Genomic DNA, 12,522 nt, shown 5'->3' on the forward strand with positions numbered 1-12,522 from the left:
GTCTAAAGCATATTGCACAAAATTGCATACATGATTAGTAATGAGAATAATTATCAGAATAAGGCTTGATATTTTTATTTCCGGATGATATACTGTGCGGGAAAATGAAAACCTGATACACGAAAGGGGATAAATAGAATGGCACAGTATGAACAGTGGGAAGGGTTTAAGGGAAGGCTATGGAAAGATGACGTTGATGTAAGAGACTTTATCCAGAACAACTATGTTCCGTATGAAGGCGACGCGTCATTTTTGGCGGACGCGACTGAAGCAACCGACAGACTATGGGGCAGATTGCAGGAACTTCAGAAAGAAGAGCGTGCAAAAGGCGGAGTACTGGATATGGAGACAGAGATCGTGTCCGGGCTTACGGCTTATGGCCCTGGATATATTGAGGAAGATATGAAGGATCTGGAGCAAGTGGTGGGCCTTCAGACGGACAAGCCGCTGAAGCGCGCTTTTATGCCCTACGGCGGTATCCATATGGCGGAGCAGGCCTGCACCACCTATGGATACCGGCCAAGCGAGAGACTTCACGAGATATTTACCAAATACCATAAGACGCACAATCAGGGCGTATTCGATATCTATACGCCGGAGATGAAAAGGGCGCGCCACAATAAGATTATTACGGGCCTGCCGGATACGTATGGCAGGGGACGCATCGTAGGGGATTACCGGCGCGTGGCGCTCTATGGCATCGACTACTTGATCGAGCGCAAGCAGCAGGATTTTATCCGCGGCGAGAGGCATGGCATGAAGGGCACGGACTTCCGTCTGCGGGAAGAGATCGCGGACCAGATCAAGGCATTAAAGGAAATGAAAGAGATGGCGTCGGTCTATGGCTATGATATCTCGCAGCCGGCCAAGGACGCGAAAGAAGCAGTGCAGTGGCTTTATTTCGGCTATCTTGCGGCCATCAAGACCCAGAACGGGGCGGCTATGAGCGTGGGACGCATTTCCACATTCCTGGATATCTATATGCAGAGAGACCTGGAAAAGGGAACGCTTACCGAGACGCAGGCCCAGGAATTGATCGACCACATGGTTATGAAGTTTCGGATGGTGAAGTTTGCAAGAATCCCGTCATATAATGAACTCTTCTCCGGAGATCCGGTCTGGGCGACCCTGGAGGTGGGAGGACTCGGACAAGATGGACGCTCTATGGTGACGAAGAACGATTACCGATTCCTTCATACTCTGGAAAACATGGGCCCATCGCCAGAGCCGAACCTGACGGTGCTCTATTCCCCGCGCCTGCCGGAGAACTTTAAGAAGTATGCGGCCATGATATCCGTGACCACAAGTTCCATCCAGTATGAAAATGATGATGTCATGCGCCCGGTATGGGGGGACGACTATTCCATCTGCTGCTGCGTGTCAGCCACCCAGACAGGCAAGGAAATGCAGTTCTTCGGCGCCCGTGCCAATCTGGCGAAATGCCTGCTGTATGCCATCAATGGCGGCATCGATGTAAAATCGAGAGAGCAGGTAGCGCCAGCGTACAGGCCGATCACCTCAGAGTATCTGGATTACGATGAAGTTATGGAACGATATGACGCTATGATGGAATGGCTGTCAAAACTGTATGTGGATACTCTGAATATGATTCACTATATGCATGACAAGTACAACTATGAGGCAGCGGAGATGGCACTTATCGACACGGATGTTAGACGTACATTCGCCACCGGGATTGCCGGATTCTCACATGTGGTCGATTCCTTGAGCGCGATCAAGTATGCCAAGGTCAAGGTGATTCGGGACGCGGATGGCCTGGCGGTGGACTTTGAGACGCAGGGCGACTTCCCAAGATACGGAAACGATGACGACCGAGCGGATGAGATCGCGATCTGGCTTCTCAAGACCTTCATGCACAAGCTTAAGAAATGTCATACCTACCGGAATTCCGAACCCACAACCTCAATCCTTACCATTACGTCCAATGTGGTATATGGCAAGGCTACCGGATCGCTGCCGGATGGAAGAAAAGCCGGAGAGCCACTGGCGCCTGGGGCGAACCCATCATATGGCGCGGAGAAGAACGGGCTGCTGGCGTCCCTGAACTCTGTGGCGAAGCTTCCTTACGAACTTGCCCTGGACGGGATTTCCAATACGCAGACTATCAGCCCGGGCGCGCTTGGGCACAGCGATGAGGAGCGCACGGACAATCTGGTAGGCGTGCTGGACGGATATTTCAGCCAAGGAGCGCATCATCTGAATGTAAACGTGTTTGGCACCGAGAAACTAATTGATGCTATGGAGCATCCAGAAAAGCCGGAATACGCCAATTTCACGATCCGCGTGTCCGGATACGCGGTTAAGTTCATTGATCTGACCAGGGAACAGCAGATGGACGTTATCGCCAGAACCTGTCACGATAGAATGTAAGAAGGAGCAAGAGTATGACAAAAGGATACATTCATTCTTTGGAAAGTTTTGGCTCTGTAGATGGACCAGGCATCCGCTACGTGATATTTACCTCCGGCTGCGCCATGCGCTGCCAGTTCTGTCACAACCCGGATACCTGGAATATGAAGGCAGGAACCCCTTATACTGCGGATGAACTGATAGACAGGGCGCTAAAGTACCGCGCTTACTGGGGAAGCAAAGGCGGGATCACAGTCAGCGGAGGCGAGCCCCTTCTGCAGATCGACTTCTTATTGGAACTATTTAAAAGAGCCAGGCAGAAAGGCATTCACACGACCCTTGATACCAGCGGAAATCCATTTACGAAAAAAGAGCCGTTCTTTGGAAAGTTCCAAAAACTGATGGAGTACACCGATCTGGTGCTGCTGGATATCAAGCACATCGATGACGGGCAGCATAAGATTCTGACCGGACAATCCAACCAGAACATCCTGGAATTGGCAGAATATCTCTCGGATATAGGAAAGCCGGTCTGGATCCGTCACGTCCTGGTGCCAGGAAGAAGTGATGAAGATGCATATCTCATAAGACTTCATGACTTTATCGCGACCCTGAAGAATGTAGAAAAAGTAGAAGTCCTTCCCTACCATACGATGGGCGTATATAAATGGAAAGAATTGAGGCTTGAGTATCCTCTGGAAGGGGTCGAGCCCCCCACAACAGAACGCGTGGAGAACGCCAAGCGTATATTGAACACGTAACAAAATGAAGATGTGCACGTAACACTTTTCAAAAGTGTTACGTGCACATCTTCATTTTGTTACGTGTCAACTTGCCTCAACTGGTGCGTAAAATCGTCACAACTGGTGTGTCAAATTGAATCGGTCAGCCAGTAGGAGCCAGTTGGCCCGAAAGAGCTGCATGATCTGCCAGTAGGATACGCCCCTAAGGCCGAACTCTTCGACAAGGTCGAATTTTCCATTCAGGCTGCGGACATCTTCGAACCACACTTCGTGTTCCGTGCCGTTGGACCAGTAGCGGAAGAAAGGAGACTGGGCGATGTCGTCAAATTGGATGGCAGCGCCTTGGGAGATGGCCAGCTGCACGGCCTCCACATTGCCGATGGTACGGGCGCGGGAGGTGCCTCGGACGAAGGGCAGCGCCCAGTCATATCCATAGTTGGGAATCCCCAGATGGATCTTGGAAGGGGGGATCACGGTGACCGCATATTCCACCACCTCCCGGACCTTGTTAAGCGGGGCTACCGCCATGGGAGGCCCATAGGTGTAGCCCCACTCGTAAGTCATTAAAAGGACATAATCCGCAGTCTCGCCCAGTCTCCGGTAGTCTTTGCCCTCATAGAGAAGTCCGGTCTGGGTATCCGAGGTCTTCGGTGCCAGGGCGACGCTGGTCGGATACCCGAGGGCACTTACGGCTTCTTGCATATAGGCGACGAAGTCTACAAAGGCGTCCCTGTCTTCAGCGAGGATGTATTCGAAGTCGATGTCCAGCCCCTGGAATCCCCGGGCCGTGATCTGCTCCACAATCGCATCTTTAAGACGTCTTCTGGCATCCAGGTCATTTACAACCTGGGAAATCAAGGAATTATTAAAACGCCCGTCCGGCCCAAAAGGCGTCAAGGTAAGAATTGGCGCTGTGCCAAAGGCTCTGGCGGCCTCGATCATCCAGGCGTCATCCAGCAAAGGCTCGATCAGCTCTCCTTCCATTGTAAATCCATAGGAAAATATATAGAGATAGGAGAGATAAGGGAGCGTCTCCCGAAGAACCCACGGGCTGATAAAGGGATAGGCATATCCGCCTGCATAGATTGTAGAGCGGGGAGAAGAGATACCCGCAGGCGTTGGAAGCAGCAGGGCTTCGCCTATGGCAAGCCGGTATGGATAGGGAATCTGATTCTGATAGACGATTGTAGAAACAGGAATGCCATAGGCAGCAGCGATGCTGTCGACGGTATCTCCTGGCTTAACGGTATAGATGAGCATGGCAATTCTCCCGAAAAGTCGATTCAGATAAACGTATGAAGGTGATTGCGAATATATAACTATTATTTCGAACCCCAATTCTCTTTTTCACATATAGTAGAATAAGGCTAAAGGCTCGCATTATCGCAGAGCCTTTTACAGATATAGGAAGTGACGGGATGAAGCATTGCAGTCATATGGCGGATTTAAGCCCGGGGGAAAGGGCTATTGTAACAGACATCTGCATGAATACGGATATGCGCAGACGTCTGCAGGACATGGGGCTGATAGAAGGTACTTTGGTAGAATGCGTGGGCATCAGCCCTCTCGGAGATCCATGCGCATATTTGATTCGCAGGACGGTAATCGCGCTTCGCAAAGAGGATGCCAGCCAGGTGAGGATCAGGCTGGTCGCATAAGGGAGGGGCGCAGCATATTATGAATATTTAATTGGACCGCACAGGACAGACGTAACTTTCATATACTATTATAAGGCTATGGCCCAAGCAGGACTGCTGGGGCTTTTTGTGAAATAAGGCGGTGATCATATGATTCATTACCTGCATATGGAAGAGAGGCGGTGGTGCCAGAATGGGTAAGGTTCTTGCACTGGCGGGGAATCCTAATGTGGGAAAGAGCACGGTGTTTAACGCGCTGACCGGGCTGAAGCAGCATACGGGAAACTGGCCGGGGAAGACGGTGAGCAATGCCCGAGGCACATGCGACTATAATGGGAGGCAGTATGAACTGGTAGATCTTCCGGGATGCTATTCGCTTATGGCACATTCCGAGGAAGAGGAGATTGCGCGGGATTACATATGCTTTGCACATCCGGATGCAGTCATTGCCGTCTGTGATGCCACCTGCCTGGAGCGGAACCTGAATCTGGTGCTTCAGATTATCGAAGCAGCTGAGCAGGTGATCGTATGCGTAAATCTGATGGATGAGGCGGCAAAAAGCAGATTCATATAGATATCAAAGGACTTTCAAAAGAGTTGGGCGTGCCTGTGATCGGAATCACCGCAAGAGAAGAAATCGGCCTGGAACGCATTTTTTTAACGCTGCAGCAGATGGAAAAGCAGAAGGATCATAAGCCCCTGGCCTTTGTGTATGAAGGACCCGTGGAAAGGGCGATCGGCATGCTGGAGCCAGCGGTGGAGTGGGCGACAAAAGGAGAAGAGAACACCAGATGGTTCTGTGCCCGCCTGCTGGATGCGAACAGCAATCTTCTTTATTCCATGGAGGAATATCTGGGATATTCCCTGGTAGAGGATACGGAGGTTGCAGGCGCGCTGAAGGAGGCAGTTGAATACCTGGCCCAAGCCGGATATTCCAAGGAGAAGATCAGTGACGCCATCGCCGCGTCCTATATCCGCAGGGCAGAACAGATCAGCAGGAAGACGGTACAGTACGGGAAGAAGGATTATGACCGCAGAGACAGGAGGCTGGACTGGATCTTTACCAGCAAGAGGACCGGATTCCCGATCATGTTCCTCATGCTTCTTCTGGTGTTCTGGATTACCATCTGCGGAGCGAACTACCCGTCCCAACTGCTCTCCGATGGGCTGTTCTGGGTGGAGGATAAGCTGGTATTAGCGGTGCAGGCGGCCGGCGTTCCGAAGATGATATATGAGCCGCTGATCTATGGCGTATACCGGGTTGCCGCCTGGGTGATTTCCGTCATGCTGCCTCCAATGGCCATATTCTTTCCGTTATTTACGCTTTTGGAGGATCTGGGCTACCTTCCGAGGGTGGCATTTAATCTGGACCATTGCTTCCAGAGATGCCATGCCTGCGGCAAGCAGGCGCTGACTATGTGCATGGGATTTGGCTGTAACGCTGTGGGAGTGACGGGATGCCGTATTATAGATTCTCCCAGGGAGCGGCTGATCGCCATTCTCACCAATAACTTTGTCCCTTGCAATGGCAGATTTCCCATGCTCCTGTCCATTATATCCATGTTTCTGATTGGAAATGCGGCTGGCATATTTTCCTCCTTTTTATCGGCCTTGCTGCTGGCAGGCGTCATTGTGCTGGGAATTTTGATGACGCTTTTGGTATCCCGTATCCTGTCGGGAACCATCTTAAAAGGGCTTCCTTCATCGTTCGCCCTGGAATTGCCGCCGTACCGCAGGCCGCAGATTGGCAAAGTGATCGTACGTTCCGTGCTTGACAGGACCGTCTTCGTGCTGGGAAGGGCGATCGCGGTGGCGGCTCCGGCAGGGCTTGTCATCTGGCTGATGGCGAATTTTAAGGTAGGAGATGCTACGGTGCTGTCTTGCTGCGCCGACTTCCTGGACCCATTTGCACGGCTGATGGGGCTGGACGGCATCATACTGCTGGCCTTTATCCTGGGGATGCCGGCCAATGAGATCGTAATGCCCATTGTGGTCATGTGCTATCTGGCCCAGGGCAGCCTGCTGGAACTGGGAGACAGCCAGGCGATGTGGACGCTGCTGTCCCAGAATGGATGGACCTGGGTCACGGCAATCAGCACCATGCTGTTTTCACTGATGCACTGGCCTTGTGCTACTACCTGCCTTACCATACGCAAAGAGACGGGAAGCCTTAAGTGGATGCTCCTTTCCATTCTGGTGCCTACGGCGGCCGGCATTGCCGCGTGCATGGCATTTACGTTCATAGCGGGGCTTATCCTGGCATAGTTTTGTTATGATAAGAATAGTGCAGGTTGCGGGGGAGATAGGAAGATGCATATTAGCGAGAAACAGGGGATCATGCTGGAAGTTTTCCTTTTATGCCTTATGCTGGCAGGAGGAGGCATTTTAAGCTGGAATAGGGGGGATGCCGATACGGATAGCCAGGTAAGGAGTATCCGTCAGGAGAATACAGGAGCGGAAGCCGGGGATTCGGGCGAGCCCGGAAAGGAACCGGTACAGGAAAAAGAGAAGGATTACATTAAATGGGTGGAATTCAACGTGACCAGCGAGGCAATGAAGAAGGCGTACCAGTATGATCTGGATAGTTACGGAAAGGAGCCGCATCTTCATTGGGTGGATCTTCTGGCAATTCTAGGCGCCAGGTATGGGGGAGACTTCACCCGGTACCAGGAGGAAGATCTGGCGGACATCGCCGAAAAACTGCTGGATGGAAGCCAGACGGTTGAGGAAATGACGAAGGATATGGAGTATTATTCCTACTACCGGGAGGCATATGGCGCGGTCCTTGACGGGATGGTGGGAGAGTTCCAGTATGTGCATCCAAAGAAGAAAGTCTATGGGCTGAAGGCCTACAGCCCGATCGCAAAGGAATTTCCCTACTCGGACTATGATGACTTTGGCGTATCCAGAAGTTATGGATATAAGAGGAATCATCTGGGGCATGATATGATGGGGCAGGTAGGAACCCCTGTGATCGCCGTGGAGTCCGGCTATGTATCAGCGCTTGGATGGAACCAGTATGGAGGCTGGCGCATCGGGATCAGCAGTTTTGACGGCAGACGCTATTATTACTACGCCCACCTAAGGCAGAACCGCCCTTATGCAGAAGGATTAAAGGAAGGAGCGGTGGTGCAGGCAGGGGATGTCATCGGATATATAGGCAGAACCGGCTACAGCACGGAAGAGAATACGAATAACATTGATGAGTATCATCTGCACTTCGGCCTGCAGCTGATTTTTGACGAATCCCAGAGGGAAGGGAATAACGAGATATGGGTCAGCTGCTACGAATTGACCAGATTTCTCTCCCAGAACCGCTCGGAAGTACAGCGCGACGATGAAACGAAGGAGTGGACCCGCGTCCGACAGATAAAGGATCCGGAGGCAATTCGCTATAGGAACAGGCAAAAAGAAAAATCAGGGACAGAGCAGTAACCTCTATCCCTGAAACATATTTTCTACGTAACTGTTCATTTCCTCCCGGCTTTTGACCTGGCGGGCTCCATCCACGATCCTTTCCTGCTCCTGCTTCGGAAGAGAGGCAAAACGGCTGAGGATGTCGGAATGCTGGGCCAGAGACATGGTAAAGCCAATGGGGAGTTCTTCGTTGTCTATCATTTGCTATCACCTCATAGATAGGATGTGCAATAACAGGAAATTTATGAGGTTGAATTAAAATCAGAAATTTTATCAAAATTACATAAATAGATTGACTAAATAAACCAAAAAGACTAATATAAAGACAACAGGAGCATGTTTACCTATACAGATGAGAAAGGGGTTGTTGGTATGCCTGAAACAATTCGAATATTTGTAATTGTCACATGCGTAATCTTGATCGGAGCGCTGCTTATCTTGTATATAGGCAGCCGGGCGGATGCTAAGAATAATCTGCTTCACAGGGCCTGGAACTCCTTTTTATGTGCATACCTGAAATTGGACATCCATATGAGTTATGGAGCCGATTATCTTAAGAATGGACGCAGGTCCACATATGAGGAGGAATTCGCAGGCTACCGTCCGCAGGGAGAAGCTGGAGAGCGGATCCGCAGAAAGAAGATGCGTCTGGAAGAACTGCAGAAGATGGGAGGAAGTCCCCGGCAGGCAGGAAAGAAGGATCGATATAACCTTAAGATATTAAAATAAAGCCCTTTCAACATAGGAAGATGGGGACGTCCCCCATGATCCAAAGGATCGTGGGGGGCGTCCCCGTCTGCCAGTGGCAAGATCAGATGTCGATGGACTTGATCTGCGGGTATTCCTTTAGTAATTGAAAGATATCATAGATATCGTAGGCTTCGGGGAAGCGTACATACAGCTTGATCTCTAATGTTGCTGCGTCCACACGCTTGGCAGTGATATTGGAGATTTTTATCTTCTTGGTGGCAAAGATGTCATTTAGCAGGACCTTGATGTCCTCATTTCCTTCTACCAGCAGGGTGATCTGCTCGATGGATGAACTTCTGGGGTGGAGCAGCCGGGTATGGAACAGAAGCTGGAACAGAAGGATGAGCAGGGTGGAAGCGGCGCTTAAGATATACATGCCTGCGCCGAACGCCATGCCGATGCCTACCGTTGCCCAGATTCCGGCAGCAGTGGTGATGCCCATTACATTCATATGGCGGGTGAATATGACGCCGGCCCCCAGAAAGCCGACGGCAGTGACAACTCCGGCGGCAATACGGGAGGGGTCGAGTCCGATATGCTCCATAAAAAGTATGTCATAGAATCCATATTTGGATATGATCATCATTAAGGAGGAGGCCAGAGCCACGATAGCATGCGTACGGATGCCAGCCATCTTCATATGGCTTTCCCGCTCATAGCCGATCATCGCGCCGCAAAGTGCTGCCCCCAGAAGACGCAGTAAATAGATCAGTTGAATATTCATTGTAAAAGCCATGCAGGCACCTCCTGATTCTTGCCGGATATAATCGTTTCCAAAGTTCCATTCATATCTACTATCTATTATAAGCGAAACAGGGAGGAAAAACTACCAGTTTCGATGAATGACTGGTGGAATCAGCGGCATAATGGTATGATATAGGCAGCAAGTCTGCATAAATAAGAACATAGAAAGAGAGTGAAAAGCCTATGATTAATTACTCTGAAGATAAGGACAGGCAGTATCATATCCAGGTAGCGGGGGGAGAAGTGGGAAGATACGTGATCCTTCCGGGAGATCCGAAACGCTGCGCAAAGATCGCGGAACACTTTGAAGATCCGAAACTCATAGCTGACAGCAGGGAATATGTGACCTATACCGGCTATCTGGAAGGGGAGAAGGTAAGCGTGACCTCCACCGGCATCGGAGGGCCGTCCGCGTCCATTGCCATGGAAGAACTTGCAAGAGTCGGAGCGGATACATTTATCCGGGTAGGCACAAGCGGCGGCATGGCTTTGGAGGTAAAGAGCGGGGACGTAGTGATCGCCTCCGGCGCGATCCGGATGGAGGGAACGAGCAAAGAGTATGCCCCCATCGAATATCCGGCAGTTGCGGACATCCAGGTGACCAATGCCCTGATCCAGGCAGCAAAGAAACTGGGGCAGGATTACCACGTAGGCGTGGTACAATGCAAAGACGCTTTCTATGGGCAGCATTCGCCAGAGACCAAGCCAGTGGGCTATGAGTTGATGAATAAATGGGATGCCTGGGTCAAATGCGGATGCCTGGCATCAGAGATGGAGTCGGCAGCCCTTTATATCGTGGGCAGCTGTCTGAGAGTCAGGGTAGGCACGGTGCTTTTGGTGATGGCCAATCAGGAGCGGGCGAAGAAGAACCTCCCCAATCCGGTGGCACATGACGTGGAGGCGCCTATCCGCACGGCGATCGAGGCGCTTAAGACGCTGATCAGAGAAGATAAGAAGCAGGAATAAGGAGGAAAGATATATGGGAACGCCACATAATGCAGCAGAAAGAGGAGAGATAGCCAGCACGGTACTGATGCCGGGAGACCCGCTTCGGGCGAAATACATCGCAGATACTTATCTGGAAGATGCCAGGTGCTTTAATACGGTGCGGAACATGCTGGGATATACAGGAACTTATAAAGGCCGGGAAATCTCGGTTATGGGGGGCGGCATGGGGATGCCGTCCGTCGGAATCTATACGTATGAACTTTATCATAGGTATGAGGTGGAGGCAATCATACGGATTGGCTCTGCCGGCGCGTTAAGGGACGATATCCAGTTAAAGGACGTAGTGATCGGCATGGGAGCCTGCACGGATTCCAACTATGCCGCACAGTACCAGCTGCCCGGCACATTTGCGCCGATCGCGGATTACGGGCTGCTTGAGAAGGCGGTGAATACCGCAAGGGCCCAGGGAGTCAGCGTAAAGGTGGGAAATATCCTGTCCTCTGATATTTTTTACAATGATGACGATGAAGTAAATGCGAAATGGAGGAAAATGGGCGTGATGGCTGTGGAGATGGAAGCGGCAGCCCTTTATATGAACGCGGCACGGGCAGGGAAGAAGGCGTTATGCATGCTGACCATCTCAGACCATCTGTTCCGGCAGGAGAGCATAAGCGCCAGCGAACGGCAGTCAGGATTCGGACAGATGATGGAGATCGCGCTGGAATTATAACAGTACAAGGAAAAGGAGTGTTGGATGCTATGGAGATACAGGAAATATTAAGACATGTAGATCATACCTTGCTGTCACAGACGGCTACATGGGAAGAGATCAGGACGTTGTGCGACGATGCCATCGCCTATGGGACGGCATCGGTATGTATTCCCCCTTCTTATGTAAAGCAGGCTAAGGCATATGTAAAGGAACGCATGGCAGTGTGCACGGTCATCGGCTTTCCCAATGGATACAATACCACGGCAGCCAAAGTATTTGAGACGGCAGAGGCGGTAAAGGACGGCGCAGATGAGGTGGATATGGTCATTAATATGGGCTGGGTGAAGGATCGGGAGTACGCCCGGATCACGCAGGAGATCCGATCCGTCAAAGAGGCGGCCGGCAGCCGGATATTGAAGGTGATCATTGAGACCTGCTTCCTGGAAGAAGAGGAGAAGGTACGGATGTGCCAGGTCGTGACCGAGGCTGGTGCGGACTTTATCAAGACTTCTACCGGATTTGGAAGCGGCGGCGCGACGTTTGAAGACGTGGCATTGTTTGCGCGCCATGTAGGAGAAGGCGTGCAGATTAAGGCGGCGGGGGGAATCAGTTCCATTGCGGACGCCGAGGAATTTCTAAGGCTTGGCGCCTCCCGCCTGGGAACCAGCCGGATTGTCAAGATTGCGAAGAAAGAGGGACTTAGGGAATGAAACTGCAGGAAAGCATGAGAGAGGAACTGATCCGCCAGGCATTTGGAGCACTGGAATATGCCTATGCTCCTTACTCTAAGTTCAAGGTGGCAGCAGCCCTCCTTACGAAAAGTGGGAAGATCTATACGGGGTGCAATATCGAAAATGCGGCGTTAAGCCCGGGAAACTGTGCGGAGCGCACGGCAATCTTCAAGGCAGTCAGCGAGGGGGAGAAAGACTTTGCCGCCATCTGCATCGTGAATGAGGATGCGCAGGGGAAGCATGACTACTGCCCGCCCTGCGGCGTGTGCCGCCAGGTCATGATGGAATTCTGCGATCCTGACGAATTCAGGATTATTCTGGCGAAGGATGAAGGCGATTATCAGGCGTATATGCTGGCAGAATTGCTGCCTTATGGATTTGGCCCGGGGAACCTAAAAAAACAGACAGATGACAATTTAGTTGATTAAAGTCTTGAAACAACCATTAAAATAGGATATTATATGTTTTAT

General features: G+C 51.2%; 12 protein-coding genes and 1 pseudogene. 10 read left to right on the forward strand and 3 right to left on the reverse strand.

Annotation, left to right across the window (positions count from 1 at the left end):
• Window positions 1–138: 138 nt before the first annotated feature.
• Together pflB and pflA are read left to right on the forward strand one after the other, a co-directional pair.
• Window positions 139–2,391, forward strand: a complete 2,253-nt coding sequence (pflB, locus tag K0036_RS08730) for a formate C-acetyltransferase (RefSeq protein ID WP_173693242.1) — start codon at window positions 139–141, stop codon at window positions 2,389–2,391.
• 14 nt (window positions 2,392–2,405) lie between these two features.
• Entirely contained in the window at window positions 2,406–3,131 is a 726-nt protein-coding gene (pflA, locus tag K0036_RS08735; RefSeq protein ID WP_220431171.1) for a pyruvate formate-lyase-activating protein, read from the forward strand.
• A 96-nt stretch (window positions 3,132–3,227) separates the two neighbouring features.
• On the opposite strand, the gene K0036_RS08740 is transcribed toward pflA, so the two are convergent.
• Complete coding sequence (locus K0036_RS08740) at window positions 3,228–4,373, reverse strand: glycosyl hydrolase family 18 protein (RefSeq protein ID WP_220431172.1); 1,146 nt, start codon at window positions 4,371–4,373, stop codon at window positions 3,228–3,230.
• 158 nt (window positions 4,374–4,531) lie between these two features.
• On the opposite strand from K0036_RS08740, the gene K0036_RS08745 reads away from it, so the two are divergent.
• The 3 genes and pseudogenes from K0036_RS08745 (at window position 4,532) to K0036_RS08755 (ending at window position 8,185) form a co-directional block, all read left to right on the forward strand.
• Window positions 4,532–4,771, forward strand: coding sequence for a FeoA family protein (locus K0036_RS08745; RefSeq protein ID WP_220431173.1), 240 nt, complete (start codon window positions 4,532–4,534; stop codon window positions 4,769–4,771).
• Window positions 4,772–4,943: 172 nt separating this feature from the next.
• Window positions 4,944–7,015, forward strand: a pseudogene (feoB, locus tag K0036_RS08750) (ferrous iron transport protein B).
• 45 nt (window positions 7,016–7,060) lie between these two features.
• Window positions 7,061–8,185 carry a M23 family metallopeptidase gene (locus tag K0036_RS08755; RefSeq protein WP_220431174.1) on the forward strand — a complete coding sequence of 375 codons (1,125 nt, stop codon included), beginning with the start codon at window positions 7,061–7,063 and terminating at the stop codon, window positions 8,183–8,185.
• A gap of 3 nt (window positions 8,186–8,188) precedes the next feature.
• On the opposite strand, the gene K0036_RS08760 is transcribed toward K0036_RS08755, so the two are convergent.
• Window positions 8,189–8,368, reverse strand: a complete 180-nt coding sequence (locus K0036_RS08760; protein ID WP_173693248.1) for a hypothetical protein — start codon at window positions 8,366–8,368, stop codon at window positions 8,189–8,191.
• 171 nt (window positions 8,369–8,539) lie between these two features.
• On the opposite strand from K0036_RS08760, the gene K0036_RS08765 reads away from it, so the two are divergent.
• A complete protein-coding gene (locus K0036_RS08765; protein ID WP_220431175.1) occupies window positions 8,540–8,896 on the forward strand; it encodes a hypothetical protein in 357 nt (118 codons plus the stop codon).
• An 82-nt stretch (window positions 8,897–8,978) separates the two neighbouring features.
• On the opposite strand, the gene K0036_RS08770 is transcribed toward K0036_RS08765, so the two are convergent.
• Window positions 8,979–9,653, reverse strand: a complete 675-nt coding sequence (locus K0036_RS08770) for an MgtC/SapB family protein (protein ID WP_173693250.1) — start codon at window positions 9,651–9,653, stop codon at window positions 8,979–8,981.
• A 191-nt stretch (window positions 9,654–9,844) separates the two neighbouring features.
• On the opposite strand from K0036_RS08770, the gene udp reads away from it, so the two are divergent.
• The 4 genes from udp to K0036_RS08790 are packed head-to-tail and all read left to right on the forward strand — an operon-like array spanning window position 9,845 to window position 12,480.
• Complete coding sequence (gene udp, locus K0036_RS08775; RefSeq protein WP_220431176.1) at window positions 9,845–10,627, forward strand: uridine phosphorylase; 783 nt, start codon at window positions 9,845–9,847, stop codon at window positions 10,625–10,627.
• A 13-nt stretch (window positions 10,628–10,640) separates the two neighbouring features.
• Window positions 10,641–11,339: a purine-nucleoside phosphorylase gene (deoD, locus tag K0036_RS08780; RefSeq protein WP_220431177.1), complete on the forward strand. Its 699-nt coding sequence runs from the start codon at window positions 10,641–10,643 to the stop codon at window positions 11,337–11,339.
• 29 nt (window positions 11,340–11,368) lie between these two features.
• Window positions 11,369–12,031 (forward strand): deoxyribose-phosphate aldolase, encoded by a 663-nt coding sequence (deoC, locus tag K0036_RS08785; protein ID WP_220431178.1) that lies wholly within the window; start codon window positions 11,369–11,371, stop codon window positions 12,029–12,031.
• Window positions 12,028–12,480, forward strand: coding sequence for a cytidine deaminase (locus K0036_RS08790; protein WP_220431179.1), 453 nt, complete (start codon window positions 12,028–12,030; stop codon window positions 12,478–12,480). The genes deoC and K0036_RS08790 overlap by 4 nt, the downstream gene beginning before the upstream one ends.
• The last annotated feature ends 42 nt before the right edge of the window (window positions 12,481–12,522 follow it).

The sequence above is a fragment of the [Clostridium] scindens genome (assembly GCF_019597925.1).
GTDB lineage: Bacteria > Bacillota > Clostridia > Lachnospirales > Lachnospiraceae > Clostridium_AP.

What these genes read in the sequence shown, in the direction of transcription:
- pflB (WP_173693242.1), top strand. Translation starts at nt 139, where the DNA reads ATGGCACAGTATGAACAGTGGGAAGGGTTTAAGGGAAGGCTATGGAAA.
- pflA (WP_220431171.1), top strand. Translation starts at nt 2,406, where the DNA reads ATGACAAAAGGATACATTCATTCTTTGGAAAGTTTTGGCTCTGTAGAT.
- K0036_RS08740 (WP_220431172.1), bottom strand. Translation starts at nt 4,373, where the DNA reads ATGCTCATCTATACCGTTAAGCCAGGAGATACCGTCGACAGCATCGCT.
- K0036_RS08745 (WP_220431173.1), top strand. Translation starts at nt 4,532, where the DNA reads ATGAAGCATTGCAGTCATATGGCGGATTTAAGCCCGGGGGAAAGGGCT.
- K0036_RS08755 (WP_220431174.1), top strand. Translation starts at nt 7,061, where the DNA reads ATGCATATTAGCGAGAAACAGGGGATCATGCTGGAAGTTTTCCTTTTA.
- K0036_RS08760 (WP_173693248.1), bottom strand. Translation starts at nt 8,368, where the DNA reads ATGATAGACAACGAAGAACTCCCCATTGGCTTTACCATGTCTCTGGCC.
- K0036_RS08765 (WP_220431175.1), top strand. Translation starts at nt 8,540, where the DNA reads ATGCCTGAAACAATTCGAATATTTGTAATTGTCACATGCGTAATCTTG.
- K0036_RS08770 (WP_173693250.1), bottom strand. Translation starts at nt 9,653, where the DNA reads ATGGCTTTTACAATGAATATTCAACTGATCTATTTACTGCGTCTTCTG.
- udp (WP_220431176.1), top strand. Translation starts at nt 9,845, where the DNA reads ATGATTAATTACTCTGAAGATAAGGACAGGCAGTATCATATCCAGGTA.
- deoD (WP_220431177.1), top strand. Translation starts at nt 10,641, where the DNA reads ATGGGAACGCCACATAATGCAGCAGAAAGAGGAGAGATAGCCAGCACG.
- deoC (WP_220431178.1), top strand. Translation starts at nt 11,369, where the DNA reads ATGGAGATACAGGAAATATTAAGACATGTAGATCATACCTTGCTGTCA.
- K0036_RS08790 (WP_220431179.1), top strand. Translation starts at nt 12,028, where the DNA reads ATGAAACTGCAGGAAAGCATGAGAGAGGAACTGATCCGCCAGGCATTT.